This is a genomic window from Ligilactobacillus sp. MP3 (assembly GCF_024436335.1).
Classification (GTDB): domain Bacteria; phylum Bacillota; class Bacilli; order Lactobacillales; family Lactobacillaceae; genus Ligilactobacillus; species Ligilactobacillus salivarius.
In genome coordinates this window covers 1-19,077 of record NZ_JANFQI010000012.1, presented here as the reverse complement: position 1 = coordinate 19,077, position 19,077 = coordinate 1, and the positions used below count along the sequence as shown (strand labels likewise).

General features: G+C 29.5%; 22 protein-coding genes and 1 other RNA gene. 20 read left to right on the top strand and 3 right to left on the bottom strand.

What is annotated here, in order from left to right:
• Nucleotides 1–108 precede the first annotated feature (108 nt).
• From NOU10_RS08380 to NOU10_RS08365, 4 genes are all read left to right on the top strand, one after another.
• Nucleotides 109–768 carry a ribonuclease H family protein gene (locus NOU10_RS08380; protein WP_255906562.1) on the top strand — a complete coding sequence of 220 codons (660 nt, stop codon included), beginning with the start codon at nucleotides 109–111 and terminating at the stop codon, nucleotides 766–768.
• Nucleotides 769–834: 66 nt separating this feature from the next.
• Nucleotides 835–1,203, top strand: a transfer-messenger RNA (tmRNA) gene (gene ssrA / locus NOU10_RS08375).
• Between the two features lie 455 nt (nucleotides 1,204–1,658).
• The gene (locus NOU10_RS08370) at nucleotides 1,659–2,066 is read left to right on the top strand and encodes a DUF948 domain-containing protein (protein ID WP_003702923.1); all 408 of its coding nucleotides are present in this window, start codon (nucleotides 1,659–1,661) and stop codon (nucleotides 2,064–2,066) included.
• 22 nt (nucleotides 2,067–2,088) lie between these two features.
• A complete protein-coding gene (locus tag NOU10_RS08365; protein ID WP_160945082.1) occupies nucleotides 2,089–2,538 on the top strand; it encodes a hypothetical protein in 450 nt (149 codons plus the stop codon).
• Nucleotides 2,539–2,608: 70 nt separating this feature from the next.
• Here NOU10_RS08365 and NOU10_RS08360 read toward each other — a convergent pair whose 3' ends face one another.
• On the bottom strand, nucleotides 2,609–3,712 hold the full coding sequence (locus NOU10_RS08360; protein WP_255906560.1) for a Xaa-Pro peptidase family protein: 1,104 nt from the start codon (nucleotides 3,710–3,712) through the stop codon (nucleotides 2,609–2,611).
• A 200-nt stretch (nucleotides 3,713–3,912) separates the two neighbouring features.
• Here NOU10_RS08360 and ccpA point away from each other — a divergent pair, with 200 nt between their 5' ends.
• The 15 genes from ccpA to NOU10_RS08285 all read left to right on the top strand — a co-directional run bounded on the left by ccpA (nucleotide 3,913) and on the right by NOU10_RS08285 (nucleotide 16,561).
• A complete protein-coding gene (gene ccpA, locus NOU10_RS08355) occupies nucleotides 3,913–4,920 on the top strand; it encodes a catabolite control protein A (protein WP_003705800.1) in 1,008 nt (335 codons plus the stop codon).
• A gap of 97 nt (nucleotides 4,921–5,017) precedes the next feature.
• A complete protein-coding gene (locus NOU10_RS08350) occupies nucleotides 5,018–5,506 on the top strand; it encodes a VanZ family protein (protein ID WP_003701534.1) in 489 nt (162 codons plus the stop codon).
• Nucleotides 5,507–5,612: 106 nt separating this feature from the next.
• Complete coding sequence (locus tag NOU10_RS08345) at nucleotides 5,613–6,341, top strand: YebC/PmpR family DNA-binding transcriptional regulator (RefSeq protein ID WP_003702892.1); 729 nt, start codon at nucleotides 5,613–5,615, stop codon at nucleotides 6,339–6,341.
• Between the two features lie 123 nt (nucleotides 6,342–6,464).
• Nucleotides 6,465–7,388 carry a ribokinase gene (gene rbsK / locus NOU10_RS08340; protein WP_255906559.1) on the top strand — a complete coding sequence of 308 codons (924 nt, stop codon included), beginning with the start codon at nucleotides 6,465–6,467 and terminating at the stop codon, nucleotides 7,386–7,388.
• 103 nt (nucleotides 7,389–7,491) lie between these two features.
• A complete protein-coding gene (gene comGA, locus NOU10_RS08335) occupies nucleotides 7,492–8,475 on the top strand; it encodes a competence type IV pilus ATPase ComGA (RefSeq protein ID WP_003701531.1) in 984 nt (327 codons plus the stop codon).
• The gene (gene comGB / locus NOU10_RS08330) at nucleotides 8,411–9,484 is read left to right on the top strand and encodes a competence type IV pilus assembly protein ComGB (protein WP_255906558.1); all 1,074 of its coding nucleotides are present in this window, start codon (nucleotides 8,411–8,413) and stop codon (nucleotides 9,482–9,484) included. Before comGA ends, comGB begins: the two co-directional genes overlap by 65 nt.
• Nucleotides 9,484–9,786, top strand: coding sequence for a prepilin-type N-terminal cleavage/methylation domain-containing protein (locus NOU10_RS08325; RefSeq protein WP_034983073.1), 303 nt, complete (start codon nucleotides 9,484–9,486; stop codon nucleotides 9,784–9,786). Before comGB ends, NOU10_RS08325 begins: the two co-directional genes overlap by 1 nt.
• Nucleotides 9,770–10,210, top strand: a complete 441-nt coding sequence (locus NOU10_RS08320; protein ID WP_034983072.1) for a competence protein ComGD — start codon at nucleotides 9,770–9,772, stop codon at nucleotides 10,208–10,210. Before NOU10_RS08325 ends, NOU10_RS08320 begins: the two co-directional genes overlap by 17 nt.
• A gap of 200 nt (nucleotides 10,211–10,410) precedes the next feature.
• A complete protein-coding gene (locus tag NOU10_RS08315; protein WP_255906557.1) occupies nucleotides 10,411–10,875 on the top strand; it encodes a competence type IV pilus minor pilin ComGF in 465 nt (154 codons plus the stop codon).
• Between the two features lie 352 nt (nucleotides 10,876–11,227).
• On the top strand, nucleotides 11,228–12,247 hold the full coding sequence (locus tag NOU10_RS08310; RefSeq protein ID WP_003701523.1) for a class I SAM-dependent methyltransferase: 1,020 nt from the start codon (nucleotides 11,228–11,230) through the stop codon (nucleotides 12,245–12,247).
• Between the two features lie 159 nt (nucleotides 12,248–12,406).
• Nucleotides 12,407–13,768 (top strand): amino acid permease, encoded by a 1,362-nt coding sequence (locus NOU10_RS08305; RefSeq protein ID WP_250200903.1) that lies wholly within the window; start codon nucleotides 12,407–12,409, stop codon nucleotides 13,766–13,768.
• Between the two features lie 97 nt (nucleotides 13,769–13,865).
• The gene (locus NOU10_RS08300; RefSeq protein WP_160996696.1) at nucleotides 13,866–14,471 is read left to right on the top strand and encodes a metallophosphoesterase family protein; all 606 of its coding nucleotides are present in this window, start codon (nucleotides 13,866–13,868) and stop codon (nucleotides 14,469–14,471) included.
• A gap of 77 nt (nucleotides 14,472–14,548) precedes the next feature.
• Entirely contained in the window at nucleotides 14,549–15,133 is a 585-nt protein-coding gene (locus NOU10_RS08295) for a YutD family protein (protein ID WP_003701520.1), read from the top strand.
• A 10-nt stretch (nucleotides 15,134–15,143) separates the two neighbouring features.
• Complete coding sequence (locus NOU10_RS08290; RefSeq protein WP_003701519.1) at nucleotides 15,144–15,917, top strand: TIGR01457 family HAD-type hydrolase; 774 nt, start codon at nucleotides 15,144–15,146, stop codon at nucleotides 15,915–15,917.
• Nucleotides 15,917–16,561 carry a TIGR01906 family membrane protein gene (locus tag NOU10_RS08285; protein WP_255906556.1) on the top strand — a complete coding sequence of 215 codons (645 nt, stop codon included), beginning with the start codon at nucleotides 15,917–15,919 and terminating at the stop codon, nucleotides 16,559–16,561. Before NOU10_RS08290 ends, NOU10_RS08285 begins: the two co-directional genes overlap by 1 nt.
• 90 nt (nucleotides 16,562–16,651) lie before the next feature.
• Here NOU10_RS08285 and NOU10_RS08280 read toward each other — a convergent pair whose 3' ends face one another.
• Nucleotides 16,652–17,293: a VTT domain-containing protein gene (locus NOU10_RS08280; RefSeq protein WP_255906555.1), complete on the bottom strand. Its 642-nt coding sequence runs from the start codon at nucleotides 17,291–17,293 to the stop codon at nucleotides 16,652–16,654.
• 60 nt (nucleotides 17,294–17,353) lie between these two features.
• Entirely contained in the window at nucleotides 17,354–18,379 is a 1,026-nt protein-coding gene (locus NOU10_RS08275; RefSeq protein ID WP_003705821.1) for an NAD(P)/FAD-dependent oxidoreductase, read from the bottom strand.
• 119 nt (nucleotides 18,380–18,498) lie between these two features.
• On the opposite strand from NOU10_RS08275, the gene NOU10_RS08270 reads away from it, so the two are divergent.
• On the top strand, nucleotides 18,499–18,897 hold the full coding sequence (locus tag NOU10_RS08270) for a CvfD/Ygs/GSP13 family RNA-binding post-transcriptional regulator (protein WP_003701513.1): 399 nt from the start codon (nucleotides 18,499–18,501) through the stop codon (nucleotides 18,895–18,897).
• The last annotated feature ends 180 nt before the right edge of the window (nucleotides 18,898–19,077 follow it).

Below are 19,077 nucleotides of genomic sequence, written 5' to 3'. Positions count from 1 at the left end.
TTATAAAGCTAATTACGTATTATATATTAAGCAACTACCTTAGTTATAAGAGTAATTAGTTTTTTTGTGTTAAAATAAGCGTACATTATGAAAATGGAGGTTCATCTAGTGGGTAAATTTTATGCTGTAAAAAAGGGAAGAAAAACTGGAATTTTCACTACTTGGGCAGAATGTCAAAAGCAAGTATCTGGTTTTCCAAAAGCTGAGTTCAAAAGTTTCATTAGTAAGCAAGAAGCAGATAGTTGGTTGAAAGAAATTAAAAGTAGTAATGAAAATAAAAGAAAGAATTATAGTATTATTGTCTATACAGATGGAGGTTCTAGAAATCATGGAAATAAAAAAGGAGAACATGTAAAGAAAAACGATAAAGCTGCATGGGCATATCTAATAAAATATCAAGGTTCAATAATTAGTGATACTGATGGAGAATATGGAAGTACTAATAATAGGATGGAAATCATGGCTTTAAAGAAGGCATTATTGGATTTGAAACAACGAGAGTTACAAAATGAAAAAATTTTGGTAGTTCTTGATTCAAAATATGTTTTAGATGCTATTACTAAGCGATGGTTACAATCGTGGGAGAAAAATGGTTGGAAAACTTCTGCGGGAACTGGTGTTAAGAATAAGGAATTATGGATGGAAATTAGCAGATTATTGCCAGAATTTCCAAATTTAGATTATCAATGGACAAAGGGACATGCCAATGATGAAGGAAATAATTTAGTTGATGAGTTGTTAAATAAAACTATGAATCAAATGGATTAGCCTGTTATGCTAATGTTTTTATCTTGATAAGATATTTGTATATGTTATAATTATTCTTGCATATACGGGGATGTTTAGGATTCGACAGGTATAGGTCGAGCTTAAATTGCGTTTGGTAGGTTGCGACTACCTAAAAACGCTCAGTTAAAATATAACTGCAAAAAATAACAATAACTCTTACGCTTTAGCTGCTTAGTCAGTTTTAGTGTAGATCTTAGCTAGTATTACCTACGTGCTAGGTGAGGTCATATAATTTAGTAGGTTACGTTTACTTTTGCGGCGTGAGAAAGTAAAAAGAGATTTTCATGCTAGTTAGTGACGTTTGCCCTGACATATGGCGCTGTTGCTGATGAATTTTAAATAGTATGTCTATGAACGTAGAGGTTTAGGTGGCGATATGCTTGGACGCGGGTTCGATTCCCGCCATCTCCATATAACTTTTCATATTAAAGCTTTCGATGATTGGATATCGTTGAAATATTATCAAGGTACTGAATTAGATTTTTTAAATCATTTCAGTGCCTTTTTTAACATTTAAAATTTATCCATAATTTTTAGATTTGAATTTTGATCACTCTAGCGTACATGAATATTTATGTCTAGGCAAGTTATAGAAAATAGTATAAATAAATAGAAGGACTACTTTTAAATAAACTATATTGATAAAATAGAGTTATTTTACATTTGTTTGGACAACGCTTTCAATTTATATGATTTAATATTATAATGAGAAGGTAAGGATATTAAGAATATAGATAGTAAATAAAAATTATGAAGAATTAATACTTTTTATTTGAAATTTGAAAAAATATTAAACTTATATATATCAATTGAAGTTTAATAATATGAATGATATTCTTAATATATTAAGTATTTTGGAGGGGTGTTGCATGTTTTTAACATTTGGTCAATTGGCAGGTTTAATTGCTGCACTTGCATTTTTAGTATTAGTAATATATTTATGTCGAGTTTTGGCACGTTTGACAAGTACAGTATCTGAATTGACAAAGAGCATAAAAACTTTGACAGAGGATGCTGATGATATTTCAGAAAAAATTGAAGACTTATTAGTGAAGACTAATAGTTTAATGGATGATGTTAATCAAAAATCATCAAAATTAGATCCATTATTTCAAGCAACATCTGATTTAGGTGAAAGTGTTTCGGATTTAAATCAAGCAAGTAGAAATTTTGTTGAAAATATGGGGAATTCAACTCATGGTCTTGTAAAAACTTCAACAATGTTGAAAAATGGATTAAGAGCAATTAAGCTTATTAACAAATTACGCAAAAAATAATATGATGTGAGGAGGACTTTTTATGGGAAAAAAATTATTGATAGGTTTAGGTATAGCCGGTGTTGCTTTCTATGCTAGCAAGAAGTTGTCGGGAAAATATTTAGAGAAGGCAGCATCTAAATTGGATGATATTGTAGCCGAAGGTCAAGAAACTGCATTGAAATATCGCGAATATTTATTAGATTATTTAGATGAAGATGATAAATTAGAAAAACTAAATAAAAAAGTTTTACAAGCTAAAGATTTGATTGATAAAGATTCGGTTACAGAAGCTTTAAGTAATTTAAAAAGTTCAACAAGCAATTTAAAAGATAAACTTATGGAAAAAGAAGATTCTTTAGATAATGATGAAGATCTTCAAGATGATATTGTAATTGATCAAAGATCTGCTTTTGGAAAAATGAAAGAAAAAACAGAGTTGGAAAATCCAACAGTTGTATTTTATCCAGATGGAACATCTGAAACGAAGTAATTATAATAAAAACCACTCAAATAAAATAATTGAGTGGTTTTTATTATAATTATTGTTTAATGTTATTATCTTATGATAAAGGAATTATTTGAAGTTCTTTGCTAGTGTGAGTGAATGGTTTAACACCATTATCTGTAACGTAAACACAATCTTCAATTCTAACTCCAGCATAATTAGGAATATAAATACCTGGTTCAATAGAGAAACACATACCTGGAACTAATTCCATTTTGTTTCCTTCCATAATAGATGGAAATTCGTGTTCGCTTTGTCCCATACCATGTCCAAGACGATGGATGAAATATTCACCATAACCAGCTTTTGTAATAACATCTCTAGCAATCTTATCTAATTCTTCAGCTGTCATACCAGGTTTTGCAGCATTTTGTGCAGTTAATTGAGCTTCTAAACAAACATTATAGATATCTTTTAGTTTGTCATCAATTTCGCCAAATGCTACAGTTCGTGAAGCATCTGAAATATATCCTTTATATACAGTACCTAAATCAAAGAGAGTTAGTTCATTAGGCTTAATAGTATCTTCTTTTGGAGCGCCATGAGGATCAGCTGCATTAGCACCGCTTTGAATAATTGTATCAAAGCTCATATGCATGACGCCTTTTTTCTTTAATTCATACTCAATTTCAGCAGCTACAGCTTGTTCAGTTTTATTAGTGCTTAATGCATCAAATCCAACTTTGAAGGCATAATCAGCCCATTTTCCCGCTTCAAGAAGTAGGTTGATTTCATCTTCATTTTTAATTGATCGTTGTTTGTTGATAAAAGGAGAAATATTTTCAACAAATTTAGCTTCTGGAAAATTTCTTAGTATAGCTTCTGATTTTGCTACTGTTAAATTATCTTTTTCAACAGCCCATTTTTTAGGATTTCCAGCTAATGTATTAATGTGTGATTTAATAAGTGCGAATGCATCTTCATGATCTAAATAGCCAAAAACAGGATATTCCCATCCACTTTCCTTTACAGAACCAACTTCAAGTGCTGGGGCAAAGATAAAAGGATCTTTATCTGGAAAAATGAATAAAGCTAAAATTCGTTCGATAGGATCACTATCAAAACCTGTGTAATAACGTATGTTATGGAAATCACTTATATAAGCAATATCTAAATTGTTATTAGCTAACCATTCTTGTACTTCTTCAATATGTTTCATAATAACTCATCTCCTAGTAAGTTAATTATAGCACATGTATTAGAAAGAAAAAATTTAATATAAAATAAGCAATTATGAAAACAAATGGAAAAGAATAAATTAATAAAATTATGAAACGCTTGCAATTTTATAACTTCTTTGATAATCTATAATAGGATTATGAAAATAAAAATGAAAACAAATGCGAGGATGAAAGAAGAATGGAAAAACAAACAATTACAATTTATGATGTTGCTAGAGAAGCAGATGTTTCTATGGCTACAGTTTCTAGGGTAGTAAATGGTAATCCTAATGTAAAACCTGCTACTAGAAAAAAAGTTTTAGAAGTTATTGATAGACTTGACTATCGTCCTAATGCAGTTGCTAGAGGATTGGCAAGTAAGAAAACAACAACTGTTGGAGTTATTATTCCAGACGTTACTAATGTCTATTTTTCTTCACTTGCTAGAGGTATTGATGATGTAGCTTCCATGTATAAATACAACATAATTTTGGCTAATTCAGATGCTAATGAACAAAAAGAGTTGCAAGTGTTAAATACTTTATTAGCCAAACAAGTTGACGGTATTATTTTCATGGGAAATAAGATTACTGATGAACTTCGTAAGCAAATTGATAAAACCAAGACACCTGTAGTATTGGCTGGTTCTTTAGATGATAAAGAAGAATTTGAAAGTGTTCATATTAATTATGTAGATGCTGTAGAAGAAGCAGTTTCCGATTTAATTAATCATGGTAATGATAAAATTGCTTTCATTTCTGGACCATTGTCAGAACCAATTAATAGTAAATATAGATTACAAGGTTATAAAAATGCTTTATCTAAAAATGGAATTGCTTATGATGAAGAATTAGTTTTTGAAACAGATTATAGTTACCATTCAGGTGAAATTTTATGGCCAGCTTTACAATCAGTTGGGGCAACTGCAGCTTATGTAGGTGATGATGAATTAGCTGTTGGTGTATTAAATGGTGCGCAAGATGCAGGTGCTAAGGTTCCAACTGACTTTGAAATTGTAACAAGTAATAATTCTAAATTAACTGAACTAGTAAGACCTAAGTTATCATCCATTACTCAGCCATTGTATGATATCGGTGCGGTATCCATGCGTTTCTTAACTAAGATGATGAACAAAGAAGAAACATCAGCTGATGAAAAAACTATTGAACTACCTTATGGTTATATCAAGCGTGGATCAACAAAATAGTTAGAAGTATAGAAGCTAATCGAGTATATCTTGATTAGTTTTTTTAATATTTAATTGGAAATAGCTAGCTAGATGATCTGAAAGGAAATTTTAAAAAGTGAAAATAAAATCAGAAAAATATTTATACTTATCAATTTTTATTATGATATTGCTATTTATAAGTTCATCTATGACGTATAAAGAGCAATCTTCTGTACCATTTTTACAAAAATATCTTACATCTCAACCATTCAAGGATATTTTAAGTCAAGTTTCATTTTCATATGGACATTCTGTAATATCTATTAAAGAAGTTGGATATTATAAATTTGTTGAATTTTTTATCCGCAAATTGGCACACTTTTCCACTTATTTTGTTATGGGGTTAGGATTTTATATGACATTAAAGGATAATTTAAAGAAATGGCAAGCAACATTTTTCTCGTATTTGGCAGCAGTTGGCTATGCAGGAATTGATGAATTTCATCAAATGATTACTGGAGATAGAACGCCTTCTTTTGAAGATGTTATGTTGGATGGAATAGGTGCTTTAACAGGAATTATAATCACGATGGTTATATTATATTTTTTTAGAAGAAAAAAATAATATTATAAATATACTTTGATTGATAGTTAATAAATTATTTGCTATAATTTGAAATGGCTTATTGCCTAAATTAATGAATTTATATAATCGGAAAGAGGTTTTAGAAATGTCAGGACATTCAAAATGGCATAACATCCAAGGCCGCAAAAACGCCCAAGATGCTAAACGTGGAAAAATTTTCCAAAAAATATCACGAGAAATCTATATGGCTGCAAAGAGTGGTGGTCCTGACCCAGATGGAAACCCACAATTACGCCTAATTATGGATAAAGCTCGTGCAGCTAACATGCCAAAGGATAACATTAAACGTGCTATCGATAAGGCAACTGGTACTGGTGGTGCTGATTATGAAGAAATTACATATGAAGGTTACGGTCCAGCTGGTGTAGCTATCTTAGTACATGCTTTAACTGATAATCGTAATAGAACTGCTTCTGCTGTACGCGCTGATTTTAATAGAAATGGCGGTAACTTAGGTGAAACAGGTTCAGTTAGCTTTATGTTCGATCGTAAGGGTTACATTGCTATTGCGCGAGAAGATTTAGACGTTGATGAAGATCAAATGTTTGAAGATGTTATTGAAGCAGGTGGAGAAGATTTACAAACTTCAGATGAAGTATTTGAAATTTATACTGATCCTAAGGCATTTGCGGATGTACGTGATGAATTACAAAAGAAATACGATTTAGCAACAGCTGAATTAACAATGGTTCCTCAAAATACAGTACCCGTTCCTGCTGATAAAGTAGAACAATTACAAAGATTAATTGATAGATTAGAAGATGAAGATGATGTGTCAGAAGTATACACATCTGCTGATTTCCCTGAAGATTAATAATTATTTAAAAAGATACTAGTAGATAATTTTATTGCTGGTATCTTTTTTTGCTTGTGAAATTATTATTTTTTAGTTATGCTTTAAATAGCAATACATACTAGAAAGTAGGTTATCAAAGGTATGAGTAATAAAGTAACTGTTTTGGGAAGCTTGAATGTTGATACTATTCTGAGAATACCCAGATTACCACAGCCAGGTGAAACATTGAAAATGGACGATATAGGTGTTGCAGGCGGAGGAAAGGGAGCAAATCAAGCTATTTCAGCTGCTAGATCTAAATCACATGTAACATTTATTGGTGGAGTTGGCAATGATGTTCAAGGTGAGATGATGTTGAAACTTCTAAAAGAAGATGGAATTAATATTAATAATGTTGCAAAATTAAATGAAGGAACTGGTCAAGCGTTTATTTTATTGCAAGAAAGTGGTGAAAATAGCATTGTAATCTATGGTGGTGCAAACCAAGCTATAAAAACTACCGTTATACAAAATGCAATGAATGATATCAAGGATAGTGATTTTTTAGTAGCCCAATTTGAAACACCTCTAGAAGTGACAAATGAAGCATTTAAATTAGCACGTGAGTTAAATGTAAAGACAATTTTGAATCCAGCACCAGCGACTGATATTTTAGACGAACTAAAGAAAAATATAGATTTAATAATTCCTAATGAAACAGAGGCTGAATTGTTAACTGGAATAAAAGTAGTTGACGAAGATACATGTAGACAAGCAGCTGATAAATTAATTGATCAAGGTATTAACAATGTTATTATTACTTTAGGTAAGCAGGGTGCTTATTATAAGACAAAAGATGGCATTTGTGAATTATTACCTGCTTTTAAAGTTGAAGCAGTTGATACTACAGCTGCTGGTGATACCTTTATCGGTGCTCTAGTATCTAAATTAGATACAAGTTTTAGCAATTTAAGAGAAGCTATTATTTACGCAAGTAAGGCTTCTTCTCTAGCTGTCCAAAAATTAGGTGCGATTCCATCAATACCGTATAAAGATGATGTAGAAAAACAGTTAAATAATAAATAAAAAGCAATAAGAATTCCTATAGAACGAAAAAATTTGTTTTATAGGAATTTTTTTTAGAATAAAAAGTTTTTTTGCGTATTTATATATACGAGGAGGTGAGTTAATGAAAAAATCTGTTGAAATTTTGTTGCAAGAAGCTATATCACTAAAAGCAAGCGATATATTTTTCTTTCCAAAAAATGATAGATACCAAATTAAAGTGAATGTTTTAGGAACGAATCGCATAATAAAGGAATGTAGTAAAGAATTTGGAGGACAGTTGATTAATTATTTGAAATTTCAATCTAATATGGCGGTTAGTGAAAAAAGACGTCCGCAACTTGGATCATGGATATATAGTGATGAAAAAAATGAAGTCTTTTGTAGACTATCAAGTGTAGGAGATTTTTTAGGGAATGAATCCTTGGTTGTAAGACTGATATTTCCTAGTACTTTTTTTGAAGAAAACTATTTTTTTGAAGAGCAGATTTACACTTTACAAAAAGCTTGTATCAAAAATGGATTAATTGTTTTTTCAGGGCCAATGGGTTCAGGTAAAACAACGACTATGTACAATTTAGCTAGAAAGTTAGCTAATGAAAAACATGTTATGAGTATTGAAGATCCAATTGAAATATATGAGCCTAATTTTTTACAATTACAAGTTAACAATAAAGCTCAGATGTCGTATTCTGAGTTATTGAAAGTAGCATTAAGGCATCATCCAGATGTATTTTTAATTGGAGAAATTAGAGATAATATGACTGCTAAAGTGGCAATAAATGCTGCTTTGAGTGGCCATCTGATTTTGACAACAGTTCATGCTCGTAATGTATATGGTGTTTATCAAAGGTTGAAAAACTTAGGTATTAGTGATGAAGAACTTCAACAAACGATGCAGGTAATCTCATATCAGAGATTAATTCCAACAATAGATGGAGGAGCTAAAGTATTGTTTGATCAAATAGAAGGAAAAGATTTAGATAAAGATATCATTCAAGGAAATATTCAAAGTAGAATGACTAAAGACTGGAGAGAAAAACTTGAGTATTGTTACCTTAATAACTGGATTAATAAAGAAAGTTTTGAAACATTTATTGAAGGATAATAAAAAAGTGTGGAGTTTAAAGAAACAAGCAATTTTTTTCTCTATATTATCAGATTTATTATCAGCAGGATTTTCCTTACGACAGTCTCTGATAAGTATACAAAATATAATGCCAGAATTTTATTCAGTTTCTCATAAAGTAAAGAAAAACTTGCTGATGGGAACAAAGATTAGCGATGCTTTAAAAGAGAATATTTCTAAATCAACCTATTATCAATTGTTAATTGCAGAGCAACATGGAGAAATGGAGAAAAGTATCAAGCAATTGGGGAGTTTACTTGAAAGAAGAGTGGAGCAGCAAAATAAATTAAAGAGTTTAATGGTGTATCCAATGATTTTATTTTTTATGTTGATAATAATTATGTTAGGAATAAAGTTTTGGTTGAAGCCAACTATTAATAATTTTGGAGAAGATAGTGTAGGAACACCGTCGGTTATTAATTGGACAGTAGTTGGTGAATATAGTCTAATTTTAGTGGCTTTGATAATAGTACTATATGTATTAAAAATTTTGAGATGGTGGAGTAAACAAGAAACTATAACTAGACATCATTGGTATAGCCAATTACTAATTATAGGTAAGATTTATCGACAATATAGCTACTACTATTTGAGCTTTAATTTGTCACTACTTTTGAAAAGTGGGCTAGATTTAAAACAAATATGTAGCTTTTTAAATGAGTTTGATAAGCAGTCTTTACTGTATCAATTAGGACAACAATTAAGAGAGTTATTAGATGCTGGAAGTATGCCTGATGAGTTAGTGAAAAAATATCCATTTATCCCTCCTGAATTGAAATTGTTTTTAAATAAGGGAGAAACGTTGGAAAACATAAGCAATGAGCTAGCAGTTTATTCAGAAGTCTCGTATAGGAAGTTATTAAAATTAATTGATAAGTTGATTGAGTTAGTTCAACCAATACTATTTATCGTGATAGCGATAATTATCGTTGGAACTTATTTAACAATTCTTTTACCAATATACAAAACTCTAGGAGGTTTATATTAATGAAAAGGAAAAGGTTGGGATTTACTTTAATTGAAATGGCAATTGTCTTATTTATTATTAGCTTATTAATTTTAATTATATTACCGAATATAGGTACACAGAGAAAGCATGCAAATACTGTAAATGATAAGGCGTTGCAGACTCAATTAAATACACAAGCTGAATTATATATGGATGAAAAGAATACTAATACAGTAACAATAGATGAGTTGAAATCAGCTAATTATTTAAATAATGATCAATATGATCAAATTAAGAAGAAAAATATAGAGATTAAACTAGATAATGGTAAGAAAGAATAATTTGGTAGGGTATACTCTTCTAGAAATGATAATTGTTTTAGGAATATTTATGGTATTGATTTTATTGGCATATCGTCCTATAAAAATAACTTGGCAAAATTATGAAGAAAGACAATTTATAAAAAATTTCGAACGAAAATGGAACCAAAGTACAATAAAATCTATTCAAGAGGAAAAACATACTAATGTTTATTTTTATCACGATTTAGTTCGATTTTCTGAATATAATAAAGATAGAACAACAAATGACTATGAATTTTCATATCCGTCTACTATGCACGGAGATACTAATATTGTAAAAATTAGTGATAATGGTAGTGTTACACCTAAAACAATAAAAATTTTCTCATCATTAGGAAGAAGATATGTATTTGTATTTCAAATGGGATATGGTGCTAAATATTATGTTAAAACTTACCAATAAAGGATTTGTATTAGCTGATTCGATAATAGGTTTAATAATAATTTGTAGTGGAATTTTAATATTATTAACAAATTATCAGTCTCTAAATAATCAAGAGAATTTAAAGATTGAGGATAAAGAAAGAATGCATTTGTTACTTAATAAAGTGCGAAGTATGGACCAGAAAGAATTAGTAAATTTTAAACAAATACAAGTTAGTTATGAAAACAAAGTTGAAACTTTATCAAAAGAGTAAAAAGAGTGGATTTACATTATTAGAAACAATAATAGCAATAGGAATTACTTGTTTAACATGTATGATGATATTTTCTACACTCCAAATAGTGTGGAAAATCAATGCAAATGAAACTAAAAATGATAGATTGCAGTGGGAGCAATTTAGATCAGTTATAGAAAGTAGTAATTTGGATTTTAAATATGTACGTGTTGACAATGAGAATGATGAATTGATTTTATATAGCGATGCGATGGATGATTTTTATGAATTGGACTTATATAAGCAACAAATCAGGATGCGAAGAAAAATTGATGGGTATATGCCCTTGTTATACAATGTTCAAAAGGTAGAGTGGAGATATGATGAAAATAGGAAGTCGATTTTTATTTCAATTTGGATACACGGTAGAGAATATAGCGAAGAATATATAATGGATCGAAAAAAATGAAAAGTAGTTTCAGAGAAGAAGGTTATTTAATTTATACTAGCATATACTTTTTGATGTTCTTTCTTATGATATTTTTAGGACAGATATTACTTTTTAAATGGCAAATTTTAGCCTATAGCAGAGAGGTAAATTATTATAGAGCTAGAGTGATGTATGAAGTAGTCAAAAGAAAAAATTGTGATAGCGAGAATTTTAATTATGGCAAAGTTAAGTGGGATAAAGAAAGAAGAAAATATATTATTATATTAAAAAATGGTAGAGAGTATCAATTTAAGTGATAACCAATAAACTTGAAAATTTTGCATAAACTAGCTACACTATTAAAGATTAATAGTAACAGGAGGGCTAGTTCTTGATAGGTAAAATGGAAAAGATACAGAAAGAATATAGTTTACTTGAAGGAGCAGTAAAGGAACTACAAAAAAATTTACAAACAACTTATCTTGATGCATTAATTGAAACTTTAGAGAATATCTTAGATAATAATCAGGTTCATGTAGAGGATGATAAGCCTGATAAAAAGACAGTAGCAAAGTTAAAAGAATTGTACGCTGATAGTAATATAAAGAACTTAGAAACTGATGAAAAAAGACAGGTTATACAATTATTAATTTTGAAATCTTATAGCGAAGATAAGATTCAGGCTAATCATCAAATGACACCAGATTCAATAGGGATGATAGTATCTTATCTAATAGAGTTATTTGCTGACTCTAAAAAAGTATTAACAATTACAGACATTTGTGTAGGTACAGGAAACTTACTTACTGATATTTATAATAATTTAGATAAGCAAAACAAAAATATTCAAGCTTATGGAATAGATAATGATGATACGCTATTAGCTTTGGCAAGTATAAGCACGCAATTCCAAAAGCAAAATATTGAATTATATCATCAGGATGCTATAGAAGAGTTGTTAATCCCTAAAACGGATTTAGTAGTTGGAGATTTGCCGGTTGGATATTATCCAATAGATGACAAAGTGAGTGACTATATTACCAAAAATAATGATGGGCATTCATATGCTCATTATGTATTAATTGAAAAATCTATAAGGCAATTAAAAGAAGATGGAATAGGAATATTTATTGTACCTAGAGGAATTTTTGAAGTAAAAGATTCAGTTAAATTGCTTAAATATATTCAAAAAGTTGGTTATTTGCAAGGATTATTAAACTTACCGACAGAATTATTTAATGATAAACAATCGATGAAATCAATTTTAATTGTACAAAAGAAGGGAAATAAGGCTAAACAGGCAGAAGAAGTATTATTGGGCGATTTCCCTAGCTTTAAAAAACAAGAGGAATTTAAAAAATTTATAAATGAAATAGTAAGTTGGGCAAAGAAAAATATTTATTTTAATTAGAAAAAAAGAACTATAATTTCAATAATTTGAATTTATAGTTCTTTTTTGTTTAAAAGTGAATTGAATTCAACTATAAATGAAATAGTTGAATTTTACTAAAATAAAAAAATGTTTTAAACTGGATAGTATTGAATATTAATGAATTGGAGATATATTGATATGAACAAAGAAAATAAAGGATATGCAAGAAATTTAAAAAGTAGACATATCCAATTAATAGCATTAGGAGGGACGATAGGAACTGGACTATTTTTAGGATCAGGAAAGTCTATCCACTTAGCAGGCCCATCTATTGTTTTAGCATATTGTATAACAGGGTTAATATGTTTCTTTCTGATGAGAGCAATGGGGGAACTTCTTTTATCAGATTTAAATACACATTCTTTTATAGATTTTATTACTAAATATTTAGGAGAAAAAATAGGTTTTATAGCTGGGTGGACATATTGGATTTGTTGGATAACGATTGCTATGGCAGATGTTACGGCAACAGGTCTATATATAGAATATTGGTTTCCTAATATACCACAGTGGGTTCCAGGATTAGTTGCAGTAGTTGTATTGTTATCTTTGAATTTAGTTACAGTGGGGCTATTTGGAGAAACAGAATTTTGGTTTTCTTTAATCAAAATTATTGCTATCATTGCACTAATTGTTTCAGGAATTGCGATGGTTATAGTTAGTTATAAGACACCGGTAGGATATGCTACTTTAGGGAATTTGTATAGTTATGGAGGATTATTTCCAAAAGGCTTAAAAGGATTTTTGCTATCTTTCCAAATGGTGACTTTTGGCTTTATTGGAATTGAAATGGTTGGAATTACTGCTTCAGAAGCAGAAAATCCCAAAAAAGTTATTCCAAAGGCTATTAATGAAATTCCGTTAAGAATAATTATTTTTTACGTAGGGTCTTTACTAGCAATAATGTCCATATATCCATGGAATTCCATCTCAATAAATGAAAGCCCCTTTGTACAAGTATTTCAGAATATAGGTATAACTTTTGCTGCTGGAATTATAAACTTTGTTGTATTGACAGCTGCATTATCGGCTACTAATAGTGCATTATTCAGTACCGGAAGAATGTTATTCTCGCTTAACTGGGGTAAAAAGGGAAAATTCGCAAAAAAAATGAGCACATTGTCCAGACAACAAGTTCCAGCGAATGGTTTAATTTTTTCTGCTATTATAATAGCAATAGCAGTATTAGCTAACTTTGTAGTATCTAATACATCTTTATTTACATTTGTATCTAGTGTTGCGACAACTTGTTTCTTATTTATTTGGGGCGCAATTGTTGTATGTCATTTGGAATTTAAAAAGCAACAAAAGAAACAAAACATTCCTGAGGGAGAATTTAAATTACATTTTCATCCATGGACTGATTATTTAGTGTTGGCTTTCTTAATATTCGTAGGAGTAATAATGTGCTTGGAAAAAACAACATTATTTGCTTTGATAGCTGCGATTGCTTGGTTTGTAATGTTATATATGATTAGTAGTATTAAAAAAAGAAATTAGGATTCAACAGAATTAGAAATACGCTAAGTGTTTTTAATTCTGTTTTTTTATTTTATTATTATAATAATATGTTAATAACTAACTAGGAGAGTATGAAATGAAATATTTTACTGCAGATACACATTTTTTCCATAAAGAGTTGATACATGATACACGATTTGCTAATAGAATGTTTTTTTCAGTAAATGATATGAATAATACAATAGTTGAAAATTGGAATAGTGTTGTTAATGATAATGATACGGTTTATCATTTAGGAGATATAGCACTTATAAATAGTAAAAAAGAAGATTTAAAAAGAGTATTGGAAATATTGAAGAAATTAAAGGGGCAAATTGTATTTTTGAAGGGAAACCATGATTCAAGAGCATTATTTAAATTTATAGATAAAAATAATGTTATTTTACCTGATGGAAGAATAAAATTTACTTTTATAGATGTTGGCTTAATTTTAAAATTAAATCATTATCAATTATTTTTAACTCATTATCCATTATTGGTAGGGCCATCTAAAAATAGAGTTAATGTTCATGGACATATTCACCATTCCAGTGTAAATTCACCGTGGAATATTAATGTTGGAGTTGACTCAGCAGATATAGATTATTTAATTAATAAACTACCATTTGGAACACCTATATCAGAAAAGAATTTATTTAAGATTATAGAGGCTAAGTTAATAGATCATAAAAAAAGATGGTAGATGAGAAAGAAACTTGTAAGAGTGGGAATATAAGGTATATAATTAACTGATGATTTTAAGCTAGGAGGAATTGATTTTTGAATAGCGAAAGAAAAGAAAGGCGGGAAGTACAACTTGCAAAAAAGGCTGAAACTATCGAAGCAGCAGCAAGTGAAGTATTAGTAATTAACGAGACCCGAATAAAAATTGATGGGAGACCTTATGATTTAGTTGAGAATTATCATGAAGGTTTTAACGCAGAACGATTAGGTGAGAGATTTAGCCAAATTTTGACTAAATATGATTATATTGTAGGTGATTGGGGATATGATCAATTAAGATTACGTGGTTTTTATGAGATTGGTAGCAAGAAAGGATCACCTTATCAAAGTATAGAGAGGCTAGATGATTACTTATATGAATATTGTAATTTTGGTTGTTCCTACTTTATTCTTCATAATCTTGAAGTGCAGACACCAGAGCCAATACCTGCTAATATTAGGAAGAAGAGTTCAAAGAGAAAATCACAATCTAGTTCTAAGAAACATAACTCTAAAAATAATGTATTCACAAATGAAAAGAGATATAATATACGATCACAGAAAAATAAGAAAAATGCTCATTTGAAGTCTGTATCAAAGAAAAATACAAAGCATAGACATTTTACAATTAGGCAAAAATAGGGAGAATTTTATGGATTTAGAAAAGTATAAAGGATACCTGATAGATTTAGATGGAACAATGTACAAAGGAAAGATAAAAATTCCTGCAGCCAAGAGATTTATAGAAAGATTACAAGAGAAAGATATTCCATTTCTATTTTTAACCAATAATAGTACTCAAACTCCGGAAGCTGTAGTAGAAAATTTAGGAATGAATTTTGATATTCATGTTGGCGTAGAAAATGTATATACTACAGCATTGGCAACAGCTGATTATGTAGCTGATTTAGATGAAAATAAAAGAAAAGTATATGCAATTGGAGAACTTGGTTTAAAGCAAGCATTGATGGATAAAGGATTCCGCTTTGAAGAGGTTACTCCTGACTATGTTGTAGTAGGTTTAGACTATGATGTTACATATCATAAATTCGAATTAGCTACATTGGCTATTAAGAGAGGAGCAAAATTTATAGGTACTAATCCTGATACTAATTTGCCAAATGAAAGAGGCTTAGTGCCAGGAGCAGGTTCCGTCATTGCTTTAGTTGAAAGAGCAACACAGCAAGTGGCGACTTATGTTGGAAAACCTGAAAAAATAATTATGGAAAAAGCATTGAAAAAAATGAATATGAAAGCTGATGATGTAATTATGGTTGGGGATAATTATAATACTGATATTAAAGCAGGAATAGCTTCGGATATAGATACATTATTGGTATATACGGGAGTCTCTACTAGAGAAGATGTAGCAAAAGAAAAAATTAAGCCAACATATGAAATTAATAGCTTAGATGAGTGGCAATAATGATTAGATCTATATGGATAGAGAGAGTAATATTACTACTATTTGGCGTAATATTATTCTTTTTTGTATTATCTTTGGCAATAAGTATCACTATTAATTCAGATTGGTTATACTATATTTTTATAAAGTTAGAGCACTTGGATAAAAAAGTTTTTTTAACTAGTAATGAGTTGTGGCATGAATATAAAATAATTTTACATTATTTGAATTTTCCTTGGATAGAAACGTTACATACTAAATTACCACTATCTGTTAGCGCAATGCATCACTTTGGAGATGTAAAAAAATTATTTGAATTTAACTACATTGTTTTATTAATTACTTCAATAATGATTGGAATTATGTGGCGAAGAATTTTTACAAAAACAGAATGGTGGAATTTATTAAATTTATTTAAAGTATCAAATATAATTATTTTAATGTTGGTATGTATAGTTTGCTTGGACTTTTCAAATGCATTTATAGTATTTCATCAATTGCTATTTAACAATAGAGACTGGATATTTAATCCGGCAAATACACCAATTATAAAAGCTTTACCAGAATTATTTTTTGAAATATGTTTTATTGAAATAGTAGTAATTTTTGAATTGGTTATGTATACATTCAATTATTTTTTAAAAAATAGATTAAGGCGAGAATAGGAACGTAAAAGTTTTGTATAGTAAAAAACGGATAGTGGATCCATTTTTGAATCTACTATCTGTTTTTTTAGTATATAAATAAAATTATTATTAATTTTTTGAAAGTTTACTTTTGAGAGCTCCTACAATAGCAGGAATTAAAGAAACTACAATTATTCCAATAATAACTAAGGAAAAATGTTCTTTAACAACCGGAATATTACCAAAAAAGTATCCGGCACCACAACAAATGAGAACCCAAGCTGTTGCTCCTAGTAAATTATATTTAATGAAAGTAGAATATTTAACTCCTGTACCACCAGAAACAAAAGGAGATAAGGTTCTGATAATAGGCATAAATCTTGCTAATGAGATAGCAATGCCACCATGTTTTTCAAAAAATGCTTCAGTTTTCTTCATATTTTCTTCTTTAATAAATTTACCAAAAAAGTGATGTTGTGAAACAGAGCGTCCAACTTTATGACCAATGAAATAGTTTAGTGAGTCACCAGTAACAGAAGCAAGCCAAAATAGTATGATAAAAAGCCAAATATTTAGATGATACTCACTACTAGCTGATAGAGCGCTAGCAGCAAATAATAGGGAGTCACCAGGTAAAAATGGCATTATAACGGCACCTGTTTCGATAAAAATAACTCCAAAAACAATTAAATAAGTTAAATTACCAAAGCTATTAACAATATTAACTAAATGTGTATCGATGTGTAGAATGAAATCAATTAGAAAGTTCAAGTTACTTACTCCTTAATAAGTTATTTGAAAATTAATAATACCATATAAAAAAGAAAATAATTAGTTATTTTCTTTATTTTTAATATTTTTAACAAGTTGAGTACTATGTTTTGGCTGAATTTTTTCAGGATAAAGTGATTCCAATGCGTTATTAACAGCCATAGGTGCTTCTCCCATACCAACGGCTATCAAATCTATTCTACCAGGATAATTAGCAATATCTCCAATAGCATAAACATTTTGAAGATTTGTTTCTAATTTGGAATTAACAGGGATTAAATTATTTTTGGTGGTTATTAGATCTAAATCCCATGACTTTAAAATGCTATTGTTAGACATAAAACCATAATTTACTAATAAAGCATCTACTGATAATTCAACAGTATCTTTAGTACGTACTTTTTTAAGTTGTATAGTAAGGTTATTATGAGAATTGTCTGTGCTAAGGTTATCTATAGTGTAGGGGGTCATTATTTTTGAATCAGACTCTTTTAACTTAGCTACATTTGATTCCATAGCTCTAAATTGATTTCTACGATGGATAACAATAGTATCTTTTGCAATAGTGTTTAATTCTAAGGCCCAATCTATAGCAGAATCACCACCACCAGCAATAGCAATAGTTTTGTTCTCAAATATTGATGGATCGCTGACAGTATAAAATAATTTATCGTTTTCTAGTGCTTCAGCATTCGCTATTCTAAGGCGACGTGGTTCGAATGAACCAATTCCGGTAGAAATAATAACAGATTTACTATAACTGATTCTATTATTAGTAATTATTTTAAATTGGTTTTTCTCAGTTTTTTGAATATTTAAAACAGGACTATTAACATATACGTCAACATTAAATTGCTGTAATTGTGTATTTAAATTTCTAATTAAGTCTTTACCAGAAATGGAACTAAATCCAGGAATATCGTAGATTGTCTTTTCTGAAAACAAAGCTTGAGGTTGTCCTCCAAGTTGTCCTAAACTTTCAAGTAATTGGACTTTGGCTGAACGCATTCCTGCATAAGTAGCGGCAAACATACCAATAGGGCCACCACCAATAATAGAAATATCATATAAGTTATCTTCAGGCATAAATTACCCTCCTAAAAAATTACTAAGGATACAATAGCATAAATAAAAAATAAAATAAAATGGTAAAAGAACTGATAGTCAGTTATTATAGAATATAGAAATAAATGGGAGGTTAATATATGCGTTATCGTATAGGAATGATAATTGAAGGCAGAATAACTGGTATTCAACCATATGGAGCTTTTGTCAGTTTAGATAATCGTACTCAAGGATTGATACACATTTCTGAATGTCACCATGGATATGTAGATAACATTCGAAATTTTTTGAAAGTTGGGCAAATGGTAAGAGTCATGATAATAGATATCGATGAGTATACTGGGAAGATAAGTTTATCAATAAGATGTTTAGAAAAAGCTTTTGATTTTTCTAGAGAAAAAAGACGCCCAGGATTTAATCATCGAAAATATTGGACTAATAAGCATGTTCAAGAAGGGTTCAAGCCTATTTCTAAGAGAATGTCTAAGTGGATAAACGAGGCATTAGAAGATATTGAAAAAAATAAAAAAAACTATTGACGAGATATTAAAATCAAGGTATGATGTATATCGTTGTCTGTTACGAAAGACGATATCAAAAATAATTTTCAAATTGTTGTTGACATCGATTGATGTTAGTGATATGATGTAAAAGTTGTCGCAAGATGAAATTTATGAATATGATTTGAATTTTTTATTCAAAAAAGTTCTTGACAAATA